The organism is Brevundimonas sp. LjRoot202 (assembly GCF_964253355.1).
Lineage (GTDB): Bacteria > Pseudomonadota > Alphaproteobacteria > Caulobacterales > Caulobacteraceae > Brevundimonas.
This window is the reverse complement of sequence record NZ_CAXUQW020000001.1, coordinates 256,904-276,904: the sequence shown is the minus strand read 5'-3', so window position 1 is coordinate 276,904 and position 20,001 is coordinate 256,904. Positions and strand designations below refer to the sequence as shown.

Below are 20,001 nucleotides of genomic sequence, written 5' to 3'. Positions count from 1 at the left end.
AGATGGCCAAGAAGCTGGAAGCCGCCCCGAGCGGTGATGAGTATCCCGCCGAACAGGGAACGATCGGCAGCATCCCGAACGAGCCCGACAACGGCATGCCGTCTCACGACGACATCCGCATGGCGGCGAACGAGATGGTTTCGTGGAATGAAAAGCGCGCCGCCCTGAACGCTCAGATCAGCGCCTTCCGGAAGGGCCTGAAGGCCAAGGGCATCACCCTCGGCGTCCTCGATGAGCAGGTTCGGATGCTCGACTGGACCCCGGAGGAGATCAAGAAGCACTACGCCGAGCGCGACTGGTTCGCCGAGGCCATGCGCTACCCCATCGGATCCCAGCTGGAACTCTACGGCACCGACGCCACTCCGGACCCGGTCAAGGAGCAGCTTCGCTGGCGCAACATCGGCTTCAAGGACGGGCTCGCCGGCCGCGGATGGGCGGACCAACCGCCGAAGGAATGCCCGCACGAATGTCACCAGTCCTACGGCGAGGGCCATGAAGAGGGCCAGGCCACCGTTCGGCGCGCATTCGAAGCGCGGCTAACGGCGGCGAACCTCCAGCCGGAGGACCAGACCGACCTCGAGGACGCCGCCAACGACGCCGGCGACGACAGCGAACACGCTCAGGACGCCGCCTGATGTACCTGGCGCTCGACCTCGCGACCTGCACCGGCTTCGCCTTCGGCCAGCCCGACACAGGCGAACTGCCGGAGATCGGTCACGTCCGGTTGCCGAAGACCGGTGAGGACGTGGGGGCCTTCCTCATCGCCTTTGAGGATTGGCTCACGTCCAAGGTCCGCGAGGTCGAGCCCGCCTTGATGCTGTTCGAGGCGCCGATCCTCGCGTCGAGCGCGACCCCGCACGTCACCCGCAAACTGCATGCCCTCGCGGGCGTGACCGAGATGGTCGCCATCCGGGCCCGGCTGGAATGCTGCGAGGTCTATCCGGTCACGGTCAAGAAGGCCCTGACGGGGTCCGGCCGGGCCGACAAGGACATGATGGTCGGGGCCGCCCGTCACTACGGGCTGAGCCCGGCCGTGGCCGATGAAGCCGACGCCTTCGGGCTGTGGCTGCACGCCGTGAAGACCCGGCACCCGCGTGAGGCCGGCCGCTGGGACCCGATCAACTTTCAACGGAGGGCGTCATGACAGCGCACGGGAACAACAAGCCTTGGTCCGCTGAGCGGGTCGATGACCTGAAGCGCCGATGGGCGGCAGGACAGTCGGCGTCTGAGATCGCTAGGGCCTTTGGTAGGGGCGTGACCCGGCTCGCGGTCATCGGAAAAGTCCACCGCCTCGGCTTGCCGGGCCGATCAGATGCGAGCGTGCCTGCTGTTGGCCTCCGCGCCCCGGCCGTGAAGTCGGACAAATACGCGGGCAATGGCAACAATGCCCGCCGCGGCCGCCCGCCGAAGCCTGGCCCTCACCTCAAGCCCGGCGCCGTGTTCGGTCCGGTCGCCACCCTCGACCCGGTTGAAGCGCAGAAGCGGTCAGAGGCTCAGGCGGCGGCTGGCAAGAAGCTGCTGGACCGGTTCTCGGCCCCAGCGAACGACGACGCCATCCTGCTGATCGAACGCAGCTTCGGGCAATGCTCGTGGCCTGTCGGTGAACCTGATCGTCCGGCCAACCAGCTTTGCTGCGGCCAGCCCGTCCCCTCTGAACCGGCCAGGGGCGTCGACACCTACTGCGAGCGTCACGCGCTGAGGGCGGTCCAACGGACCACGCTCGGCGGGAAGCCGGACGTGAAGGCCTACGAGCGCTCGCTCCGGAGGTTCGCATGAGGGTCGCCGCTGCTGTCCTGGCCATGCGGACGCGGGCCACATCCATCGAGATCGAGCGCGCCCGTTTGTCCGGCGCGATGCGGGCCATTCGTGACATGGGCGGCATGGACGCCGTGCGCGCCATCTGTGCGGCCGAGATCGAGCGCCTGACCCTCACGGCGAACGATAACGGAGCCTGGATCGCATGATTGGCCTCACCCCCAAACAGGCCGAGTGCCTCGCGTTCCTGAAAAGCTACACGGCTGAGAATGGCGGCGTCTCACCGACCGTCCGCGAGATCATGGACGCCATCGACCTCGCGTCTTCCGCTGGCGTCCAGCGTCTCCTCAAAGCGCTTGAGGAAAGGGGCCTGATCCGCCGCCTTCGTCAGCGTGCGCGGGCGATCGAGGTCCTCTTGCCGGCCGCTGGCGCGCCACTCGATCTGGCCGCCCTGTCGGTCGCTGAGTTGACCGCCCTGAGTGATCGGGTGGACGCGGTCCTCCGTCAGCGTGCGACGGGAGCCGTCGCGTGAGCCGAGAAAACTACCTAGTCGATCGCATCGACCGCCGCCGCGAAGCCCCCAAGGCCAAGGCCGAGCGCACCGCCCGGGCCATGACCATCCGTATGGAAGCGAGGAAGCTCCTCACTGCGGCCAACGACTATGAGCCGGACGAGCGCGCCGCGTTCCTGGGTGACGTCCTCGATGTCGTCGCCGAGCAGCTGCATCCCCTGATCGGACGGGTCGAAGCCGCCACCGCCTTCAACAGCCGGGCTGCCGACATCTGCGCCGCCTTCAAGCTCGGAAGCGCCGTCAAGAACGCTGCGGCTGAGCAGGCCTTCGCCAAGCTCACCCGGGCGGCGAATGACGGGGGCGAAGGATGACGGACCCCTACAAGGCCTTCGTCGCTTCCAAGGTCCCGCCGGCGCAGGAGACGGGCTTCGACATCGACCCGGCCCTGATCAACCCGGCCATGAAACCCCACGCCGCTGCCCTCACCCGTTGGGGCGTTCGCGGCGGACGGCGGGCCTACTTCACCGCCTTCGGTCTGCACAAGACCTCGATCCAGCTGGAGACCGGCCGGCTGACGCTGGATGCCGCCCACATCGCGCACGGCATGGATCGGCGCGGCCTGATCGTCCTGCCCCTCGGTGTTCGCCAGGAGTTCAAGCGCGACGCCCTGCAGGTCCTCGGCTGGGACGCGGCGCCGGAGTTCATTCGGTCAACTGCCGACGCCCGCGAAGGCATCAGCCTGACCAACTACGAGAGCGTGAGGGACGGCAAGGTCGACCCCTCAGCGTTCACCTGGGCCTCGCTGGACGAAGCGTCCTGCCTCCGGTCCTTCGGGTCGAAGACCTTCCAGACGTTCCTCCCGCTGTTCGACAAGGTCGCCTACCGCCACGTCGCGACGGCTACGCCTTCGCCGAACCGCTACAAGGAACTGATCCACTACGCCGGCTTCCTCGGCATCATGGACACCGGGCAGGCCCTGACGCGCTTCTTCCAGCGCAACAGCGAGCAGGCCGGAGACCTGACCCTCTACCCGCACAAAGAACGCGAGTTTTGGATGTGGGTGAACAGCTGGGCGACCTTCCTGCAGAAGCCCTCAGACCTCGGCTTCTCCGATGAGGGCTACACCCTGCCGGACCTCGTCGTCCGCTGGCATGAAGTTCAGGCCGATCTCGTCTCCACGGAGGTCGATCGCGACGGCCAGGGGGCATTGTTCCGCAACGCCGCCATGGGCCTTCAGCAGGCTGCGAAGGAGCGGCGGGACACCCTGCCGGCGCGCATCGCCAAGGTGGCCGAGATCCGTCAGGCCAGTCCGGACGATCGCTTCATCCTCTGGCACGACCTCGAGGACGAACGCCGCGCGCTCGAGCAAGCCATTCCCGGCGCCGTGTCGGTCTACGGGACGCAGGACCTCGACCTTCGGGAACAGGCCATCATCGACTTCTCCGACGGGAAGATCACGGACCTCGCCGCCAAGCCGGTGATCGCCGGGTCGGGGTGCAACTTCCAGCGCCACTGTCACCGCGCCGTGTTCGCCGGCGTCGGCTTCAAGTTCAACGACTTCATCCAAGCCATCCACCGCATCCAGCGCTTCGGCCAGACCAAGCCGGTCGAGATCGACATCGTCTACGCCGAGACCGAGCGCGAGGTCCGCAGGGACCTGGAAGCCAAGTGGGCGCGAGACCGGGAGCTCCGCCAGATCATGACCGACATCATCCGCAAGTACGGGCTCAACCATCGCGAGATGGGGGCCGAGCTCGCCCGGGCCGCCGGCGTGGAGCGCATCGAGGCTTCGGGTGACGGTTGGCTGGTCGCCAACAACGATTGCGTAGAAGAAACCCGGCGTATGGACGAGAACTCGGTCGACCTGATCGTGACGTCGATCCCCTTCTCCAATCACTACGAGTACAGCCCGAACTACAACGACTTCGGTCACACTGACGACAACGTCCATTTCTGGGCTCAGATGGACTTCCTGACGCCGGAGCTCTTCCGCGTCTTGGCGCCCGGTCGGGTCGCCGCCATCCACGTCAAGGACCGGATCCTGTTCGGCTCTGTCACCGGCCACGGCCGGCCGGCGGTGTCACCGTTCCACGCCGAGACCATCACCCACTACCAAAAGCACGGCTTCGTCTTCGCCGGCATGATCACCGTCATCACGGACGTGGTCAGGGAGAACAACCAGACCTACCGCCTCGGCTACACCGAGATGTGCAAGGACGGCTCCCGCATGGGCGTCGGCTCGCCTGAGTACGTCTGCCTGTTCTTCAAGCCTCAGACCGACCGGACGAAGGGCTATGCGGACAGCCGCGTTGCCCGGTCCAAGGCCGATTACAGCTTGGCCCGCTGGCAGGTGGACGCTCACGCCTTCTGGCGGTCCTCAGGCAATCGAGCGATGACCGCCGAGGAACTGGCCGCCCTGCCGCCTGACAAGCTGGTCCGCGCCTTCACCGCCGCCAGCCTGGCCGACGTCTACGACTACGAGACGCACGTCCGTATCGGCGAGGCCTTGGAAGCCCGCGGCGCCCTGCCGTCGACCTTCATGGCCTTGGCGCCGGGCAGCCATGACCCCGACGTCTGGCACGACGTCCAGCGGATGCTGACCCTGAACGGTGAGCAGACCCGCCGCGGCCTCGAAAACCACATCTGCCCCCTGCAGTTCGACATCGTCGACCGTTGCATCGAGCGGTGGAGCATGAAGGGCGAGACCGTCTACGACCCGTTCGGCGGGCTCTTCACCGTGCCGAACCGCGCGATCCGACTCGGCCGGAAGGGCCGGGCTGCGGAGCTCAACACCTCGTACTTCCTGGACGGCGTGAAGCACCTGCAGGCAGCCGAGCGTGAGCTTTCCATCCCGTCGCTCTTTGACCTGCTGGCCAATGACGACGAGCCGTCGGCGGAGGCGGCCTGATGAACCGCGCCGACATCATCGACATGGAGCTCCACTACGCCCGGATGATGCGCCGGGAGGCCAAGGCGCGGGCGAAGCGATACCCGGCCGCTGCGGAGCAGCTGACGCGGTTCGCTGATGCTGCTGTGGCGCGCGTCGAGGCGATCAAGTGCGGGCCCCTCTTCGACACGGAGAAGGGCTGATGTTCGACGGTGATCCGCGCGAGGCCGTTGCCTCCCTCCCCCATTCCATCGAAGCCGAGCAAGACCTGCTGGGCGCCCTTCTCTACGACCCGGCCCTGCTCGAGCGTCTACCGGACCAGCTGCGCGGCCATCACTTCTACGAGCCGTTCCATGGCCGCCTGTTCGACGAGATAAGCGAGGCGGTGACAGCTGGACGTTCCGTCTCCCCTGCCCTGATGACTGCCCGGTTCGCCACCGACCCGGCGCTGGTCGACTTCGGTGGCGAGGACTATCTGCCCGGACTGGTCACCCGCGCTCCACCGCACCGCCTGGCCATCGACTCCGGCAAGGCGATCATCGATCTGGCCATCCGCCGCGACCTGATCCGGGTCGGGAACCAGATGGCCCGCGACGCGACCGACACCGACCGGCCGGCAGTCGATCACCTGTCCGCGGCCGAGAGCGTGCTGTTCACCCTGGCCGAGAGCGGAGAGCAGGCGAAGGCCGTCCACACTTTCTCCGATGCGCTGGATGGCGCTTTGGAGATGATCGAGGCGGCGTTCCGTCGGGATGGGGCTCTGACGGGCCTGTCGACCGGGCTGGTTGACCTCGACCAGAAGCTGGGCGGCCTGCACCCATCCGACCTGCTGATCCTCGCCGGCCGCCCTTCCATGGGCAAGACAGCGCTGGCGACGAACATCGCCTACCACGTCGCCAAGAACTACCACGCCGAACCGGACCCCGACGCGCCCCACGGGCGGCGCACCGTCGCCGGCGGCCGGGTCCTGTTCGCCTCGCTCGAGATGTCCAAGGAGCAACTCGCTCAGCGCATCTTGGCCGATGCCGCCGGCGTCTCGTCGGACAAGATGCGAAAGGGCCTGATCGACCGCGCCGACTTCGAGCGCATCCGGGACGCCAAGGATCTGATCCGGCAGTGCCCGCTCCACATCGACGAGACAGGCGGCATCCACATCGCCAAGCTCTGCGCCCGGGCCCGCCGTCAGCATCGGCGTGGGGGCCTGGACCTCTTGATCGTCGACTACCTCCAGCTGGCCACCACGGGCGACGGCCGGGGCCAGCGCAATCGCACCCAAGAGGTCAGCGAGATCACGGGCGCCCTAAAGGCTCTCGCCAAGGAACTCGGCGTCCCGGTCATCGCCCTGTCGCAGCTGTCGCGCCAAGTCGAGAGCCGCGACGACAAGCGTCCCATGCTGAGCGACCTTCGGGAATCGGGCAGCATCGAGCAGGACGCCGACTGCGTCATGTTCGTCTACCGCGAGAGCTACTACCTCGGTCGGTCAGAGCCCAAGGTCGGGAGCGAAGCCCACATGGCGTGGTGCGAGGCCATGACCCAGGCCAAGCACACCGCCGAGGTCATCATCGGGAAGCAGCGGCACGGGCCCATCGGGACGGTTCGCCTCAGCTTCGATGAAGACCTGACCCGGTTCGGGAACCTTGCCCGCAACAGCGAAGAGCAGTCGGCCGGCTACAAGTTCAGCTTCGGAGGCGACGCCTGATGGCCGCGCCTCCCTACCAGAAGCTCTTCTGGGGCTCGTACCACAAGCACACCGCCCACCTCGGCCATGCCCGGGAGCATGGGGCCTATCTGCTGCTGATCGGGGCCCTCTGGAACAACGAGGGCAAGCTCCCGGCCGAAGATGATGTCCTCGCCGGCTACGCGAAGCTGACGGTCAAGGAATGGCTGGCGGTCAAGCCGAAGCTGATGCCGCTCTTCCGGGTCGCGCGGGGCAAGCTGACCCAGCCGAGGGTGACCGAGGATTTGACGAAGTACCGTGACACTTCCGGTAAGCGCAGAGAGGCCGGAAAATCGGGAGGAAATGCAAGTGCCGGAAAACGGGCATTAAATCGGCAAGCAAATGCCTCCGGTTTGCCGACAAAATCAGAACCAGAACCAAAGAAAGAAAGAACCCCCAGCCCCCAAGGGGGCGAGGTCGACCTGAAGCGCTTCGCGAAAGCCCTGCTGATCGCCGCGGACGCCGGATGCGCCTTCCCGGTTCTGGTCGACCGGCTCCACAAGGCCCAGCCGGTCGTTGACGGCAAACGGCGCTCGACGGGCCCGGACGTTCAGCGTGCCTTGGGCGGCGCCCTGAAGCGCGGCGGGATGCCGTCGGAGATCGAGGCGGCGGTCCGGGCTTTCTACGCCCTGCCGGCCAGCACGAAGGACGGCGGCCAGTTCGCCAACGGCGCTGCGGTCATCCTCAACCGGGATCGGTGGAAGGAGTTCACCCCGGCTGCAGGCCAGGCACCCGCCGGGCAGGAGCCCGTCGCCACCTTCAACGCCCCGCAGGTGCGCGCCAGCCTCGTGAAGGCGACCGATGAGGACTTCGTCGTCCGCTACGTCGACCACTATTGCCGCTGGGTTCCGGACGGCCGGAGGCTGGAGGCCAAGACGCCCGGGATCGCCGCCGCCCTGTCCGGGAAGCTGAACGGCTGGGCCGAGCGGAACAACGTCACCATCACCGTGGCTGCGGCCAACGACCAGAAGCCCGACCTGTTCGCGAAGGGAGCCGCATGATGCCGATCCGTCCGTGCCAGAAAGCCCGATACCCGAAGGACTGGAAGGACATCAGCCTGGAGGTTCGCGAGCGCGCCGGCTGGCGGTGCGAAGGGTCGCCGGGCTTCTACCCGGACTGTCGGGCGGCCAATGCCGAGCCGCACCCGGTCACCGGATCGAAGGTCGTCCTGACGGTCGCCCATCTTGACCACCAGCCCGAGAACGTCGGGGAGCCGGGCGACCGACCGAACCTGATGGCGATGTGCCAGCGGTGCCACCTGACCTACGACGCAAAGCACCACGCCCATAACGCCGGGATCACCCGCTGGCGGAAAGCCGGCCAGCCCGACCTCTATGCCGCCAACGACGCGCAGCCCAAGGACACCGCCGCATGACAAGCACCACGCTCGCCGCCCCCATGGCGCACATACGAGAGTTCCACGAGGTATTCGCTCGGACGCCCCATCCGACAGGTCCGACCCTGCTGACGCCATTCCAGGTGGAGCGTCGCGTGACGTGGTGTGCCGAGGAAGGGCAGGAAATCCGGGAGGCAACGACCATCGCCGAACAGGCCGACGGCTTCCTCGATATGATCTACTTCGCCTTGGGTGGGCTGGATGAAATGGGGATCGACCCCTCGCCGATCTGGGACATCATCCACGGCGCCAACATGGCCAAGCGACAGCCGGACGGGTCGGTGAAGCGCCACCCGGAGACAGGAAAGACTCTCAAGCCCGGCGATTGGCAGGACCCTGACCCGCTCATCCGAGCTGAGGTCGAGCGTCAGATTGCGTCCGCGCTCCCCCAGGAATCTGAAGCATGAGCAAGTCCGACCGCCAGAAGAAGCGCCAGCAGCGCCGGGCCCGGTTCTGCAAACCTTCGGCGCCGAGGTCCATCGGGGCGAACGATAACGTCTACAGCGCCAACGACAACGCGCCGCCGGTGAACATCCGAGGCGTCGACCTCTCCGATGGCCAGGCCTACCGGTTCGCCACGGCCGAGGCGAAGCTGGCCAGCGCCAGCCTCGAGGTCCGCCGCGAAGGCCACCGGATCATGGACGCGCTGGACCGGGAGATCGACGCCCTCCTCCGGTCGCGTGAGGCGGAAGCGAACCTGGCCGAACTCAAGGGGCTGGAGGCGCTCCGCGGGCTTGAGATCGGCGTGTCGAAGCAGACGGGCAGTGCCGGCGCCCCGCGGGCCAACCGGGACGGATTAGAAACCCTGCTCACGGCCGGGTCGATCACCCGGAACCAGCATGCCGCCGGCGTCCGCTACCGGGCCGATTACGAACTGCTGGATCCTGCCAAAGGCCTGACCCCTCCCCCGATCGACCAGTCCCGCACCATCAGCCGCGGCGGCGAGGGCTTCGCAGAGAAGCGGGCGGAGCGAGAGCTCTTCGTCCGCGACCTCGAGGCGATGATCCAGGAGGAGGACCCGTCATTCCGCGGCGCTCTCGGCCGGAGCGAGGTCGAGAAGGTCGGCCGGGCGGTCTGGGCACTTCGGGAGATCGCGGGAAAGGGGTCGAACCTGCGGAACCTCAGCAACAGCGGGTCGGTGATCGTCCGAACCAGCCAAGCCTTGATCATAGCGCTGGACTGTGCAGCTATCGCGTACGGGTTGGAGTAGGAGCTGAAGATGCCTCTAACGGTTGCTGGGCGACAAATCGTGGAGAGCGGATCGGCTGTCCTCGGCACGGACGAACATGTAGTCACGATCTCGTTGGATAACCTCAAGTTCGAGATCCAATGGATCAACGACGGCGGAGAGCAAAAGGTAGTGGCCGAAGACATCGCGCCCGGTGCCATACGCCTCAAACTCATGAACGCCGAACTATCCTTGGGCGCTACATATGTTGCCCCCAATGCGGGTACCTATGCTGGTAAGCAGCTTGGATTTTCCATCTTCTGGCAGTCCATGCATGGCGACCTCGGGGTGAGCCGCTTCTTCTCATACATGCTGACGGTGCGGTAATGGCTGACACGCTTAGGTCCGCAAGCGATCTGACGCAGGGCGCGTCCCTGGCAGCGGAGGCGCGTGAGGCAAGGAAATTGGAATTAGGCCTAGTCGGAAAGATGTTCGGCGGGGGGGAGGAAAAGGCCGGAAACTTTGGAGCGGTCGCCTTCGCACTATCTCTCATCGGGTTGGTCGCAGTTCTGTTCTTGATGCCCGGAAGCGATGAGGCCAAGCCTCAGGCGGTAACGATTTTGGGCAGTGTGGTCAGCGGCGCCCTTGGCTTCGTCATCGGCAAAAAGACCTAGCAGTTGACACCGGAACGGTAATCCCTGACACAAGCCATAGTGCAGCAATGCGCCGGAAGGCCCCAGACCTCGTGTCCGGGGCCTTTTTCGTACCCGCCCTGACCATGTTCGGCGCTACGGCAATGGCTGGCGTTCGCGGGCTATCGACGCTTCTTCGTCACGTCGTCGTTTTCCCAGATGTCGTACTGCGCGCTCTTCTGCACTAGCGAGATCGCGTGTTCGCAATCGGCCAGGTTATTGTAGCCTTCGCCGCTGTCGGCGATCGTCTTGTAGTTCGAGGCCTCCAGCTTCCACCTGAACTCGTTCAGGGCGTCGATGTAGATCAGGAACGACGGGTACGGTCTCTCGGCCATTCTGGCCTCCAATGTGCGCCGCACGAATCGGCGGCAAGCACATGGTGCCTGAGTCGCTCAAGTGCCTGTGCCGGAAAAACTGCGTTGTCCCCACGAAGAACAAGTCCATCCCCCGCCACCGCGCCGCCTACCAAGCGCTCTAGCTATTCGCCTTCGAATCCGCCCGCCATCCGAAAGGCGGCGACATTCGAGCCGGCGCCCCAGCGCGTGATGATAAGCGGAAACACCCGACCGTCGCTCATTCGGCACCGGGTCTTCTGCTTGTTGAAGGCGTCCCAGAGAACCTGAGGTTCAGCGGACACCGTGCCCTCTCCGGTCTTCATCCGCCGGTCGACGTAGATGTCGAGATGGTACCGGCAGGGATGTTCCTCCCCGTCCACGATCAACGTGCCTTCGCCTTTGTGCGTCTGGTCCATGGTCGAAGACCATAGCAACGCACCTTGTGGCCGCAATGACCGGAGCCCGCATGGCCCGCCCCACCCTCTTCAACGAGAGCCTGGCCGAGGCCATCTGCCTCGCCATAGCGGACGGTCGTAGCCTGCGCTCGATCTGCGCCGATGGTGAATACCCGGACCGATCGACCGTTTTCCGATGGCTCGCCGATCCCGCTAACGTCGCCTTCCGCGACCAATACGCGCTCGCGCGCGAAGCCTCGGCGGACGCTGACGACGACGACATCCGGGACATCGCCGCGCGGGTCGAAGCCGGCAAGATCGAGCCCCAGGCCGCTCGGGTCGCCATCGACGCCAAGAAGTGGTCGGCCGGGAAGCGCAAGCCGAAGGTCTACGGGGACGCATCGGTCCTTCGCCACACCGGCCCCGACGGCGGCCCGGTCCAGTTCGCCAACATGACGGAGGCCGAGATTGACGCTCGCCTCGCCGCTCTCGCCGGAGGTTCTGAGCCGGCTGCCCCTTCAGAAGAAGGCTGAGGCCCTCGCTCTTCTGGAGCGCAAGGCCGAGATCGTCAGACAGCGGGAGACGGAGGAGCGGAAGGAGGCAGAGCGACGCCGGCTTGAGCGCGACTTCTTCGCCATCCGGGAACGGTGCGAGAGCCTAGCCGGGTTCGTCCGCGAGGCCTGGCACGTTCTGGAGCCGAACACGCCGCTGGTCTGGAGCTGGCACCTCGACGCGCTGTGCAGCCACCTCGAGGCCATCACCGACGGCCGGATCAACCGGCTCCTGATCAATGTCCCGCCCGGGTCGTCCAAGTCGATGATCGTGTCGGTGCTCTGGCCGGCGTGGGAGTGGGGTCCAGGCGCTCGCCGGTCCCTCCGCTACCTGACCACTTCGTTCGCAGAGGACAGCGTCAAGCGGGATACCCGGAAGCACCGGGACCTGACCCTGTCGGAGTGGTACCGATCGCTCTGGCCAGAGGTCGTCCTGGTCCGCACCGGTGAGATGAGTTTCGCCAACAGGGACACAGGAACCCGCGAAGGAACGCCCTTCGGATCGCTGACCGCCAAGCGTGGCGACCGCCTCATCATCGACGACCCGCACTCCACGAAGACCGCCGAGAGCGAGGCTGAACGAGCCGCCACCGTCAGGCAGTTCCGGGAAGGCGCGCTGAACCGCCTGAACGACCAGGAGCGCTCCGCCATCGTGGTGGTGATGCAGCGCCTGCACGAGCAGGACGTCTCCGGGGCCATCCTGAAGCTCGGCATGGGTTTCGAGCACCTGATGCTGCCGATGGAGTTCGAACCCGGCCGGTCTTTGGTGACCAAGATCGGGTTTCGCGATCCCCGCACCGAAGACGGCGAGCTTCTCGACCCGGTCCGCTTTCCCCGCAAGGTGGTGGACGACCTGAAGAAGGGCCTCGGCTCCTACGCCTACGCCGGCCAGTATCAGCAGCGTCCGGCGCCGCGCGAAGGCGGCCTGTTCAAGCGCCAGTGGCTCCCTGTCGTGGATGCGCTGCCGAACGATCTGGAGCGAACCTGCAGGGCCTGGGACATCGGGGCTACGAAGGGCGGCGGTGACCCGACGGCCGGCGTGAAAGTCGCCAGAGGCCGGGACGGGGTCTTCTACGTCCTCGATGTCGTTCGCGGTCAGGAAGGCCCGGCTGAGGTCGAGCGCACTATCCTTGCCACGGCCACGCAGGACGGGACAAACACGACGCTGCGGCTCCCGCAGGATCCGGGCGCCGCCGGCAAGGCCTACGCCCAGACGCTGACCCGCCTGCTCGCTGGCTACCCGGTCAAGGTCGTCGCGCCTACCGGCGACAAGACCACCCGGGCCACCCCCGCCGCCGCCCAGGCCGAAGCCGGAAACGTCCGCCTACTCCGCGGCGAATGGAATGAGGCCTTCATGGACGAGCTCTGCACTTTCCCGGCCGGCGCCCATGACGACCAGGTCGACGCCTTCGCCGACGCGCTGAACGAACTCGCGCTGAGCTCACGCTACACCTTGGCCAACGTCTGATGGGCGTTCCGTTCGCCGATCGCCTCGTGAACCTCGTCTCCGCCATGGGGACGGCCAAGGACAAGGCGACCCGCTCGACCTGGTATGTGAACGAGCTCACGCCCGATCAGGCCATCGCCGCCTATCGGTCGGACTGGATCGCCCGCAAGGTGGTGGACATCCCCGCCTTCGACATGATCCGCGAGGGCCGGAACTGGCAGGCCGACGCGCCGCTGATCGAAAAGCTGGAGGCTGAGGAAGCCCGACTGCAGGTCTGGCCGAAGCTGGCGAGGGCGATCAAACTTGCGAGGCTCTACGGCGGCTCGGCCCTGATCCTCGGAACCGGAGACACCAACCCGTCGGAGCCCCTGCGCCCCGACAGCACCAGGGACGGCGGTCTGGAATACATCCACGTCGCCAGCCGCTACGAGATCACCGCCGGTCAGCTGGACACGGACCCAGCCTCCCCGCGCTGGGGGGAACCGGTCGACTACACCATGAGCCGGTCGGGCGGCCTACTGAAGCTCCACCCCTCGCGCGTCATCCCCTTCATCGGGGCCGAGGTGCCGGACCTGACCTTCTCGCACGGTTGGGGGGATTCGGTTCTTCAAGCCCTCGATGACGCGGTGAAGAACGCGGGCCTCGCCGCCGGCGGCATCGCCCAGCTGCTGCAGGAAGCCAAGGTCGACGTCTTCAAGATCCCGAACTTCATGGCGAACGTCGGGGACGAGGCCTATCGCCAGAAGGTCATCGACCGGATCAGCCTGGCCAATCAGGCGAAGTCGATCACCAACGGCCTGCTGATGGACGCCGAAGAGGACTATCTGCAGAAGCAGATCAGCTTCGCCCAGCTGCCCGAGGTGCTGCGGCTGTACCTGCAGATCGCAGCCGGCGCTGCGGACATCCCGGCGACCCGGCTGCTGGGCCAGTCTCCGTCCGGCATGAACGCCACCGGCGAGAGCGACCTCCGCAACTACTACGACCGTCTGGCCGCCGAGCAGGAGGTCTATCTCCGGCCGCGTCTGGAGCGCCTGGACGAGGTCATGATCCGTTCGGCCCTCGGCTCCCGACCTCCCGAGGTCCACTTCGCCTTCGCCCCGCTGTGGCAGATCAGCGAGAAGGAGAAGGCCGACATCTTCAAGACCAAGGCGGACGCGGCTCGTGTGATTGCGGGCAACGGCGGAACCTCCGAGCCCCTGATGCCGATCGAGGCGCTGTCGGATGCGCTGGTGAACGCGATGGTGGAAGACGGCCACCTGCCCGGCCTTGAGGCGGCCATCGAAGAATACGGCCGGCTGAGCGAGCAGGAGGACGTCGGGGAGGACGAAGCCGCCGCTCTCGCGCCTCGCGCCCCGCCCGTGCCCGCCAACGACGCCGCTCCCCGGACCCTCTACGTTCAGCGAAAACTCCTCAACGCCGCGGAGTTCATCGCCTGGGCCAAGGATCAGGGCTTCGAGACCACCACGCCGGCCGACGACCTGCATGTGACCATCGCCTTCAGCCGCGCCCCCGTCGATTGGATGAAGGCCGGCCAGACCTGGGGCAACGAGAAGGATGGCAAGCTGACCGTCGAGCCCGGCGGCCCGCGCCTCGTCGAGAAGCTGGGCGATAAGGGCGCGGTCGTTCTGCTGTTCGGATCGTCGGAGCTGTCGTGGCGACACGAGACCATCCGCCGGGAAGCCGGGGCGTCCTGGGACTTCCCGGAATATCAGCCCCACGTAACGATCACCTACGCCGGCGCCGACGTCGATCTGTCCAAGGTTGAGCCGTACCGCGGCAAGCTCGTGTTCGGGCCCGAGATCTTCCAAGAGGTCGATGAGGATTGGTCCTCTCGGCTGAAAGAGGCCTGAGCCTCCCCTCCCTGCCGGAGACCATCATGCAGTTCACGGACTCCGCGCCGATCGCGGGCGTGCGCCTGACCCGTGACGGTTACGCCGTCGCCGAGGTCCGCGCCGCCCGCACCGGCATCCAGCAATACTCCGGCTCAGAGGTCGGACGACCGGACCTTGCCGTCGTCAACGTCTACCGCCCGCCGGAGAGCGTATTCTCCGCGGACAGCATGGCCAGCTACGGCTTCAAGCCGGTGACCATCAACCACCCCGCCGAGGGCGTGACCGCCGACAGCTGGAAAGACCTGGCCGTTGGCGTGGTCGGCGGGGACGTCGTGCGCGACGGCGGCTTCGTGAAGGTCCCGCTGGCCCTCATGGACGCCGCAGCGATCAAGGCGGTGCAGGACGGAACCCGCGAGATCAGCATGGGCTACGTCTGCGACCTGGCCTTTGAGGACGGGGTGACGCCGGAGGGCGAAGCCTATCAGGCCGTCCAGCGCGACATCCGCATCAACCATCTGGCGCTCGTGCCCAAAGGCCGCGCCGGCCCCCATTGCCGTGTCGGAGACAAGGGCGCTCCCGAGACCGGCCACGAACCTGCGCCCATCAACCATGGAGACCGTCACATGACGCTCAAGACCATCACCGTGGACGGCCTCCCGGTCGAAACCACGGACGCCGGCATCGCCGCGATCGACAAGCTGCGCGGCCTGCTCGCCACCTCCGACGCTGCTCTGGCCACGGCCAACAGCACCCACACCGCCGCCCTCGCTGCCAAGGACGCCGAACTGGCGAAGAGGGACGCCGAGATCGACGACCTGAAGAAGAAGGTCGTGGACGGCGCAGCACTCGACGCCCTGGTCGCCGAACGCGCCGGCATCGTCACCAAGGCCAAGGCGCTGGACGCCAAGGTCGTGATCGACGGCAAGTCCAACGCCGAGATCAAGCGCGCCGTGCTCGGCGACGCCGCCAAGGACAAGTCGGACGCCTACGTCGACGCCGCCTTCGACCTGAAGACGGCCGACCTGAAGCCGGCCGATCCACTGCGGCAGACCATCACCGACCATCAGCCGGGCGGCTCCAACGCCGCCTCCATCCGGGACGCCGCGCGTCTCGCCAGCCTGAACTAAGGGAGCCAGGACAATGGCAGTTCTTCAGGACACCTACGCCGACACTCTGGCGACTGGCTATGCCGGCATGGTCGCCAACGGCGAAACCAGCAACCGCATCTCGCGCACCTGCGAAGACGCGGGCGGCATCGCCTTCGGGGCCCCGGTCTACCGCGGTTCCGGCGACCACGGCTGCACCGCGACCGTCGGCACCGCCGCCACCTTCCTCGGCTTCGCCATCGCCCACGAGGCCCTCGGCCTTCTCTCGGGTCAGACGGCGGACGAGTACGCACAGTACGACGACGTCGCGATCCTGACCGAGGGCGTGATCTGGGTCACCGCGACTGGCGCCAACGCGGACGGCGCTGCCGTCACGATCGGCACCGGGGCGGGCGCTGCGGACGCCATCGGCGACACCGCTGCGGACGCGACCCACATCGCCGCCACCGGATGGGTCTTCGACGACACCACCTCCGCGACGGGCCTCGCCCGCATCGCCAAGCGCTAAGGGGCACAGGACCATGATCATCAACTTCGCTGACGCGACCGGTGGCCTGTTCACCGATGCCGCGTCCTTCCTCGCCGCTGACGCAAATCAGCGCGAGCTCGCGTTCCAGCGCTGGGCCGCCCACGACGCTCAACTGGCCGCCACCTTCGGCGACAAGGCCAACGAGTTCTTCGTCGACGCCCAGGTCGGTCGGGCCTTCCTGACCCCGCAACTCTACCGGATCGAGACGCAGGTCTACCTGCGCCGCTATCCGAACGCCGACCTGACCGGGATCCTCCCGATCAACACGGACGGCGACATGTGGGACGTCGGGACCGTGTTCTACAGCATGGACGAGGTCGGCAAGGCCGAGTTCCTGAGCGGCAAGGGCTTCGACATGCCCTACGCCTCCACGCTGATGAACCAGGCCAGCCGCGGCTTCTACCTGGCCGGCATCGGCTATGAGTGGTCGACGCAGGAACTGCAGCGCGCCGCCAAACTCGGCCGCTCGCTGTCCGCCGACAAGGCCGCCGCGGCCCGTAAGGCGGCGCAGTTCTTCAAGCGGTCGGTGGCCATGACGGGCCGCGCGCCCGGCACCGCCGCCTCCGAGAAGGGCTGGACCGGCTTCGTGAACGACGCGAACGTCCCTGCTGCGAACGTGGCGGCTGACGGCACGGGTTCGGCCACGACCTGGGCGACCAAGACGCCGGACCTGATCAGCCGCGACATCTGGGCGGCTGTGAACGCGGTCGAGACGCAGACCGGGGAAACCCACACCGCGACCACGGTGGCCCTGCCGACGGAGAAGCTGCGCTACATCGAGCAGACCCGCATGTCGGACACCGGCTCGACGATCCTCGCCTACATCCGCGGCAACCGGGACGGAGGCGATAACATCAACTTCGTGCCGATCCGCGAACTGGCCGGCGCCGGTGCTTCCGACACCGATCGCATGGTCGCCTACGACGCCTCGTCGGAGGTCGTGCAGTTCCACCTCCCCGGCGATCACGAGTTCCTCCCGGCGTTCCAGAAGTCGTCCATGACCTACGAGGTCGGCGGCATCATGAACGTCGGCGGGACCGAGGTCCGCCTGCCGAAGGCCATGACCTACCGCGACGGCATCTGAGGCAATCCCGGCCCTGCGCTTCGGTGTGGGGCCGGTCCTCTTTCAGGGAAACATGCACATGAAGTTCACCAATCGCACCGCGGGCCCCAAGGGCGTGCACACGAAAAAGGGTCTGGTCTACATCGAGGCCGGCAAGTCGGCGGACCTCGATGTCAGCGAAGCCGAAGCCGCCGCCGCCAAGGCGACCGGCTGGTTCAGCAAGCCGAAGGTCGAGGATGACGATGACGGTCCGAAGGAGCTCGGCGACATGACCGTCAACGAACTGAAGGCCCTGGCCGAAGCCGAGACGATCGACCTCGGCGACGCCACCAAGAAGGCCGACATCGTCGCGGCCATCGAACTGGCGCGCGAAGCCAAGGCCGAGGCCTGATCCATGGCCGGTTACGGGGACGACAGCGGCTTCACGGACTGGCTGGCCGACAATGGCCACACCCTGCCCGATGGAGCCCTGTCGTCCGCCGTGCTGCGCCAGAGGGGCAGCGTCTACGTCGACGGACTGTATGGCGCTCGCTTCACCGGCGTTCCGACTGACGGGGTCATGCAAGAGCGGGCCTGGCCGCGCACGGGGGCGACCGCCTACGGGTCGGACATCGCCTCGGACGCCATCCCGTCGGCGGTCGTGCAGGCCAGCTATGCGGCGGCCCTGTATGAGGCTGAGAACCCGGGCGGCCTGAGCGTCGCAGTCACCGCCGCCGGCGCCGTGAAGCGCGAGAAGGTTGGCCCGCTCGAGACGGAGTATTTCGAGGGGACGGGCGATGTCGCAGCGGACGCGACCCCGGCGCTGTCGATCGTCCAAGGGCTGTTGACGCCGTTCCTGCGCCAGCCTGAACCCGCCATCTTCATCGTCTGATGTCGACCTTCGACTATTCCCGGCCCCTCGCCACGGCGAACCGCTTGATCGAGAAGTTCGGCCAGCTGGGCGCCATCCGCCGCGAGGGAGCGCCGACCGGCCCAGCCTACGATCCAACGCCCGGCGCTCCGGTCGACCACCCTGCCCGCTTCGCCGTGATGTCCTACGGCTCCAATGAGATCGACGGCTCCCGGATCCTGACGACGGACAAGAAGGTTCTGCTGGCCCCTGGCAGCCTCGCCGTCGAGCCGACCACCTCCGACTTGCTGGTCGAAGCCGACGGGTCCACACTCACGATCATCGACGTCGACCCGCTGAAGCCCGCGGAGACGACCCTCCTCTGGACTGTGCAGGCTCGCCGTTGACCGAACACAAGGCCGACATCGCGAAGGCTACGGCCACCCTGGTCGAGATGATCGCCGTCGGTCGGTCCTATCAATCGGCCGTCATGCGCTCGGCGCCCGAAGCCGAAACCGAAGCCCTGCGAGGCAAGGCCCACGACCTGCTCGACGCCTACCTCGACCGCCAGAGTGACGCGGCCCGCGCCGTGCTGGACATCCTGAAGGGATAAGCCCTTGGCCAGAACCCGGGTGCAACGGCAGGTCTATGCCGACCTGCTGGAGCGCTATGGGCGTCAGGTCGCCGATGCGTTCATGCGCGCGGTTGCCGACCTGAGGGCGGGGGCTGAGCTTCAACGGGTCATCGCGGCCATGGAGGCCGGAGACATCGAAGGGGCGCTGGATGCGCTCCACATCGAGCCGGAAGCCTTCAACGAAATAGCCGACCGGATCAGGGACGCCCACGAAGCCGGCGGCAAGGCCTCGGTCGAAGGGATGCCGAAGCGCGGCCCTGACGGAACGGCCCTCTCGGTCCGGTTCGACGGACGCAATCCCGAGGCCGAGCGCTGGCTCTCTCGCCATTCGTCGGACCTCATTACCCGCCTGACGGAGGAACAGCGACAGATCGTGCGGGAGCGGCTCGCCGAGGCCATGCGTCAGGGCCAGAACCCCCGCGTCGCTGCTCTGGAGATCATCGGGCGCATCAACCGGGTGACCGGCAAGCGCGAAGGCGGCGTCCTTGGCCTCTCGGCGCCACAGGAAGCCTATGTCAGTGGCGCGCGGGAGCAGTTGGCCTCCGACGATCCGGCTGCCCTCAGGGCCTATTTGACGCGGACCCGGCGGGATAAGCGCTTCGACCGATCGGTGGCGAAGGCCATTCGGGAGGGGAAGGCGCCGGACGCGGCCATCGCAGCGAAGGCCCTCACCGCTTACGAACGCCGCCTCCTCCAGCTGCGAGGCGAGACCATCGGCCGGGTTGAGGCCATGTCCTCGCTCCAGCAGGCCAAGTTCGAAGCATTCCGCCAGGCTGTTGCGTCCGGGAAGGTCGCGGAGAACACCGTCACGAAGGTCTGGCGCTCGGCCTCGGACCTTCGCGTCCGTCACACCCATCGGAGCCTGAACGGCGACAGCGCCCGGCTCAACGAACCCTTCCGCAGCCCGTCCGGCGCCCTGCTCCGCTTCCCCATGGACACCAGCCTTGGAGCCGGCACGGACGAGATCGTGAACTGCAGATGCGACTGCGACTACCGGATCGACTTCCTCGCCAACATCAGGTGACGCCATGACGACCCTTTTTGCAGTCATTGTTCCATGGGTATTGGCCGGGGCCTCCGGCGCGAATGTTGAGAGGAGGCGGTACGGATGGGCGGTCTTCTATGCCCTCACCGCCCTCGGCTGTTTCATCCGA

28 protein-coding genes are annotated in these 20,001 nt (G+C 66.8%); 26 read left to right on the top strand and 2 right to left on the bottom strand.

The window, feature by feature from the left end:
• Window positions 1-2: 2 nt before the first annotated feature.
• Genes ACSQ1L_RS01535 through ACSQ1L_RS01465 form a run of 15 tightly spaced genes read left to right on the top strand, consistent with a single transcriptional unit; the run spans window position 3 to window position 10,108 of the window.
• Window positions 3-635, top strand: a complete 633-nt coding sequence (locus ACSQ1L_RS01535) for a hypothetical protein (RefSeq protein ID WP_435991278.1) — start codon at window positions 3-5, stop codon at window positions 633-635.
• Window positions 635-1,144: a hypothetical protein gene (locus tag ACSQ1L_RS01530; RefSeq protein ID WP_435991276.1), complete on the top strand. Its 510-nt coding sequence runs from the start codon at window positions 635-637 to the stop codon at window positions 1,142-1,144. Before ACSQ1L_RS01535 ends, ACSQ1L_RS01530 begins: the two co-directional genes overlap by 1 nt.
• Window positions 1,141-1,776, top strand: a complete 636-nt coding sequence (locus ACSQ1L_RS01525; protein WP_435991274.1) for a GcrA family cell cycle regulator — start codon at window positions 1,141-1,143, stop codon at window positions 1,774-1,776. The genes ACSQ1L_RS01530 and ACSQ1L_RS01525 overlap by 4 nt, the downstream gene beginning before the upstream one ends.
• The gene (locus ACSQ1L_RS01520) at window positions 1,773-1,964 is read left to right on the top strand and encodes a hypothetical protein (protein ID WP_435991272.1); all 192 of its coding nucleotides are present in this window, start codon (window positions 1,773-1,775) and stop codon (window positions 1,962-1,964) included. Before ACSQ1L_RS01525 ends, ACSQ1L_RS01520 begins: the two co-directional genes overlap by 4 nt.
• A complete protein-coding gene (locus ACSQ1L_RS01515) occupies window positions 1,961-2,287 on the top strand; it encodes a LexA family protein (protein WP_435991270.1) in 327 nt (108 codons plus the stop codon). Before ACSQ1L_RS01520 ends, ACSQ1L_RS01515 begins: the two co-directional genes overlap by 4 nt.
• Window positions 2,284-2,637 (top strand): hypothetical protein, encoded by a 354-nt coding sequence (locus ACSQ1L_RS01510; RefSeq protein ID WP_435991269.1) that lies wholly within the window; start codon window positions 2,284-2,286, stop codon window positions 2,635-2,637. Before ACSQ1L_RS01515 ends, ACSQ1L_RS01510 begins: the two co-directional genes overlap by 4 nt.
• Window positions 2,634-5,174 (top strand): DNA methyltransferase, encoded by a 2,541-nt coding sequence (locus ACSQ1L_RS01505; RefSeq protein ID WP_435991267.1) that lies wholly within the window; start codon window positions 2,634-2,636, stop codon window positions 5,172-5,174. The genes ACSQ1L_RS01510 and ACSQ1L_RS01505 overlap by 4 nt, the downstream gene beginning before the upstream one ends.
• Entirely contained in the window at window positions 5,174-5,356 is a 183-nt protein-coding gene (locus ACSQ1L_RS01500; RefSeq protein WP_435991265.1) for a hypothetical protein, read from the top strand. Before ACSQ1L_RS01505 ends, ACSQ1L_RS01500 begins: the two co-directional genes overlap by 1 nt.
• The gene (locus ACSQ1L_RS01495; RefSeq protein WP_435991263.1) at window positions 5,356-6,852 is read left to right on the top strand and encodes a replicative DNA helicase; all 1,497 of its coding nucleotides are present in this window, start codon (window positions 5,356-5,358) and stop codon (window positions 6,850-6,852) included. The genes ACSQ1L_RS01500 and ACSQ1L_RS01495 overlap by 1 nt, the downstream gene beginning before the upstream one ends.
• On the top strand, window positions 6,852-7,871 hold the full coding sequence (locus ACSQ1L_RS01490; RefSeq protein ID WP_435991261.1) for a DUF1376 domain-containing protein: 1,020 nt from the start codon (window positions 6,852-6,854) through the stop codon (window positions 7,869-7,871). Before ACSQ1L_RS01495 ends, ACSQ1L_RS01490 begins: the two co-directional genes overlap by 1 nt.
• Window positions 7,868-8,245, top strand: a complete 378-nt coding sequence (locus ACSQ1L_RS01485; RefSeq protein WP_435991259.1) for a hypothetical protein — start codon at window positions 7,868-7,870, stop codon at window positions 8,243-8,245. Before ACSQ1L_RS01490 ends, ACSQ1L_RS01485 begins: the two co-directional genes overlap by 4 nt.
• Window positions 8,242-8,673, top strand: a complete 432-nt coding sequence (locus ACSQ1L_RS01480; protein WP_435991257.1) for a hypothetical protein — start codon at window positions 8,242-8,244, stop codon at window positions 8,671-8,673. The genes ACSQ1L_RS01485 and ACSQ1L_RS01480 overlap by 4 nt, the downstream gene beginning before the upstream one ends.
• Window positions 8,670-9,476 carry a hypothetical protein gene (locus tag ACSQ1L_RS01475; RefSeq protein ID WP_435991255.1) on the top strand — a complete coding sequence of 269 codons (807 nt, stop codon included), beginning with the start codon at window positions 8,670-8,672 and terminating at the stop codon, window positions 9,474-9,476. Before ACSQ1L_RS01480 ends, ACSQ1L_RS01475 begins: the two co-directional genes overlap by 4 nt.
• Window positions 9,477-9,485: 9 nt before the next feature.
• Window positions 9,486-9,821, top strand: a complete 336-nt coding sequence (locus ACSQ1L_RS01470; RefSeq protein WP_435991254.1) for a hypothetical protein — start codon at window positions 9,486-9,488, stop codon at window positions 9,819-9,821.
• Window positions 9,821-10,108, top strand: coding sequence for a hypothetical protein (locus ACSQ1L_RS01465; RefSeq protein WP_435991252.1), 288 nt, complete (start codon window positions 9,821-9,823; stop codon window positions 10,106-10,108). The genes ACSQ1L_RS01470 and ACSQ1L_RS01465 overlap by 1 nt, the downstream gene beginning before the upstream one ends.
• A 140-nt stretch (window positions 10,109-10,248) precedes the next feature.
• Here the strand turns inward: ACSQ1L_RS01465 and ACSQ1L_RS01460 are convergent, their stop codons facing one another.
• Together ACSQ1L_RS01460 and ACSQ1L_RS01455 are read right to left on the bottom strand one after the other, a co-directional pair.
• On the bottom strand, window positions 10,249-10,461 hold the full coding sequence (locus ACSQ1L_RS01460; protein WP_435991250.1) for a YegP family protein: 213 nt from the start codon (window positions 10,459-10,461) through the stop codon (window positions 10,249-10,251).
• A 143-nt stretch (window positions 10,462-10,604) separates the two neighbouring features.
• Window positions 10,605-10,877, bottom strand: coding sequence for a hypothetical protein (locus tag ACSQ1L_RS01455; protein ID WP_435991249.1), 273 nt, complete (start codon window positions 10,875-10,877; stop codon window positions 10,605-10,607).
• 50 nt (window positions 10,878-10,927) lie between these two features.
• Between ACSQ1L_RS01455 and ACSQ1L_RS01450 the strand changes: the two genes are divergently transcribed.
• Genes ACSQ1L_RS01450 through ACSQ1L_RS01400 form a run of 11 tightly spaced genes read left to right on the top strand, consistent with a single transcriptional unit; the run spans window position 10,928 to window position 19,871 of the window.
• On the top strand, window positions 10,928-11,389 hold the full coding sequence (locus ACSQ1L_RS01450; RefSeq protein WP_435991247.1) for a hypothetical protein: 462 nt from the start codon (window positions 10,928-10,930) through the stop codon (window positions 11,387-11,389).
• Window positions 11,325-12,875: a phage terminase large subunit gene (terL, locus tag ACSQ1L_RS01445; RefSeq protein WP_435991245.1), complete on the top strand. Its 1,551-nt coding sequence runs from the start codon at window positions 11,325-11,327 to the stop codon at window positions 12,873-12,875. Before ACSQ1L_RS01450 ends, terL begins: the two co-directional genes overlap by 65 nt.
• Window positions 12,875-14,704, top strand: a complete 1,830-nt coding sequence (locus ACSQ1L_RS01440; protein WP_435991243.1) for an anti-CBASS protein Acb1 family protein — start codon at window positions 12,875-12,877, stop codon at window positions 14,702-14,704. The genes terL and ACSQ1L_RS01440 overlap by 1 nt, the downstream gene beginning before the upstream one ends.
• A 26-nt stretch (window positions 14,705-14,730) precedes the next feature.
• Complete coding sequence (locus ACSQ1L_RS01435) at window positions 14,731-15,813, top strand: DUF2213 domain-containing protein (RefSeq protein ID WP_435991241.1); 1,083 nt, start codon at window positions 14,731-14,733, stop codon at window positions 15,811-15,813.
• A 13-nt stretch (window positions 15,814-15,826) separates the two neighbouring features.
• A complete protein-coding gene (locus ACSQ1L_RS01430; protein ID WP_435991239.1) occupies window positions 15,827-16,300 on the top strand; it encodes a structural cement protein Gp24 in 474 nt (157 codons plus the stop codon).
• Between the two features lie 13 nt (window positions 16,301-16,313).
• Window positions 16,314-17,405 (top strand): major capsid family protein, encoded by a 1,092-nt coding sequence (locus ACSQ1L_RS01425; RefSeq protein WP_435991237.1) that lies wholly within the window; start codon window positions 16,314-16,316, stop codon window positions 17,403-17,405.
• Window positions 17,406-17,463: 58 nt separating this feature from the next.
• A complete protein-coding gene (locus ACSQ1L_RS01420) occupies window positions 17,464-17,775 on the top strand; it encodes a hypothetical protein (RefSeq protein WP_435991235.1) in 312 nt (103 codons plus the stop codon).
• 3 nt (window positions 17,776-17,778) lie between these two features.
• Window positions 17,779-18,255, top strand: coding sequence for a DnaT-like ssDNA-binding protein (locus ACSQ1L_RS01415; RefSeq protein ID WP_435991233.1), 477 nt, complete (start codon window positions 17,779-17,781; stop codon window positions 18,253-18,255).
• A 44-nt stretch (window positions 18,256-18,299) separates the two neighbouring features.
• On the top strand, window positions 18,300-18,620 hold the full coding sequence (locus ACSQ1L_RS01410; protein ID WP_435991232.1) for a hypothetical protein: 321 nt from the start codon (window positions 18,300-18,302) through the stop codon (window positions 18,618-18,620).
• Window positions 18,617-18,826 carry a hypothetical protein gene (locus tag ACSQ1L_RS01405; protein ID WP_435991230.1) on the top strand — a complete coding sequence of 70 codons (210 nt, stop codon included), beginning with the start codon at window positions 18,617-18,619 and terminating at the stop codon, window positions 18,824-18,826. Before ACSQ1L_RS01410 ends, ACSQ1L_RS01405 begins: the two co-directional genes overlap by 4 nt.
• Before the next feature lie 4 nt (window positions 18,827-18,830).
• Window positions 18,831-19,871 carry a phage minor head protein gene (locus ACSQ1L_RS01400; RefSeq protein ID WP_435991229.1) on the top strand — a complete coding sequence of 347 codons (1,041 nt, stop codon included), beginning with the start codon at window positions 18,831-18,833 and terminating at the stop codon, window positions 19,869-19,871.
• The last annotated feature ends 130 nt before the right edge of the window (window positions 19,872-20,001 follow it).

Coding starts and splice junctions, on each gene's coding strand:
- ACSQ1L_RS01415 (WP_435991233.1), top strand. CDS start 17,779: ATGGCCGGTTACGGGGACGACAGCGGCTTCACGGACTGGCTGGCCGAC.
- ACSQ1L_RS01480 (WP_435991257.1), top strand. CDS start 8,242: ATGACAAGCACCACGCTCGCCGCCCCCATGGCGCACATACGAGAGTTC.
- ACSQ1L_RS01490 (WP_435991261.1), top strand. CDS start 6,852: ATGGCCGCGCCTCCCTACCAGAAGCTCTTCTGGGGCTCGTACCACAAG.
- ACSQ1L_RS01450 (WP_435991247.1), top strand. CDS start 10,928: ATGGCCCGCCCCACCCTCTTCAACGAGAGCCTGGCCGAGGCCATCTGC.
- ACSQ1L_RS01465 (WP_435991252.1), top strand. CDS start 9,821: ATGGCTGACACGCTTAGGTCCGCAAGCGATCTGACGCAGGGCGCGTCC.
- ACSQ1L_RS01485 (WP_435991259.1), top strand. CDS start 7,868: ATGATGCCGATCCGTCCGTGCCAGAAAGCCCGATACCCGAAGGACTGG.
- ACSQ1L_RS01470 (WP_435991254.1), top strand. CDS start 9,486: ATGCCTCTAACGGTTGCTGGGCGACAAATCGTGGAGAGCGGATCGGCT.
- ACSQ1L_RS01420 (WP_435991235.1), top strand. CDS start 17,464: ATGAAGTTCACCAATCGCACCGCGGGCCCCAAGGGCGTGCACACGAAA.
- ACSQ1L_RS01440 (WP_435991243.1), top strand. CDS start 12,875: ATGGGCGTTCCGTTCGCCGATCGCCTCGTGAACCTCGTCTCCGCCATG.
- ACSQ1L_RS01535 (WP_435991278.1), top strand. CDS start 3: ATGGCCAAGAAGCTGGAAGCCGCCCCGAGCGGTGATGAGTATCCCGCC.
- ACSQ1L_RS01435 (WP_435991241.1), top strand. CDS start 14,731: ATGCAGTTCACGGACTCCGCGCCGATCGCGGGCGTGCGCCTGACCCGT.
- ACSQ1L_RS01425 (WP_435991237.1), top strand. CDS start 16,314: ATGATCATCAACTTCGCTGACGCGACCGGTGGCCTGTTCACCGATGCC.
- ACSQ1L_RS01500 (WP_435991265.1), top strand. CDS start 5,174: ATGAACCGCGCCGACATCATCGACATGGAGCTCCACTACGCCCGGATG.
- ACSQ1L_RS01530 (WP_435991276.1), top strand. CDS start 635: ATGTACCTGGCGCTCGACCTCGCGACCTGCACCGGCTTCGCCTTCGGC.
- ACSQ1L_RS01475 (WP_435991255.1), top strand. CDS start 8,670: ATGAGCAAGTCCGACCGCCAGAAGAAGCGCCAGCAGCGCCGGGCCCGG.
- ACSQ1L_RS01455 (WP_435991249.1), bottom strand. CDS start 10,877: ATGGACCAGACGCACAAAGGCGAAGGCACGTTGATCGTGGACGGGGAG.
- ACSQ1L_RS01495 (WP_435991263.1), top strand. CDS start 5,356: ATGTTCGACGGTGATCCGCGCGAGGCCGTTGCCTCCCTCCCCCATTCC.
- ACSQ1L_RS01525 (WP_435991274.1), top strand. CDS start 1,141: ATGACAGCGCACGGGAACAACAAGCCTTGGTCCGCTGAGCGGGTCGAT.
- ACSQ1L_RS01505 (WP_435991267.1), top strand. CDS start 2,634: ATGACGGACCCCTACAAGGCCTTCGTCGCTTCCAAGGTCCCGCCGGCG.
- ACSQ1L_RS01460 (WP_435991250.1), bottom strand. CDS start 10,461: ATGGCCGAGAGACCGTACCCGTCGTTCCTGATCTACATCGACGCCCTG.
- ACSQ1L_RS01515 (WP_435991270.1), top strand. CDS start 1,961: ATGATTGGCCTCACCCCCAAACAGGCCGAGTGCCTCGCGTTCCTGAAA.
- ACSQ1L_RS01430 (WP_435991239.1), top strand. CDS start 15,827: ATGGCAGTTCTTCAGGACACCTACGCCGACACTCTGGCGACTGGCTAT.
- ACSQ1L_RS01520 (WP_435991272.1), top strand. CDS start 1,773: ATGAGGGTCGCCGCTGCTGTCCTGGCCATGCGGACGCGGGCCACATCC.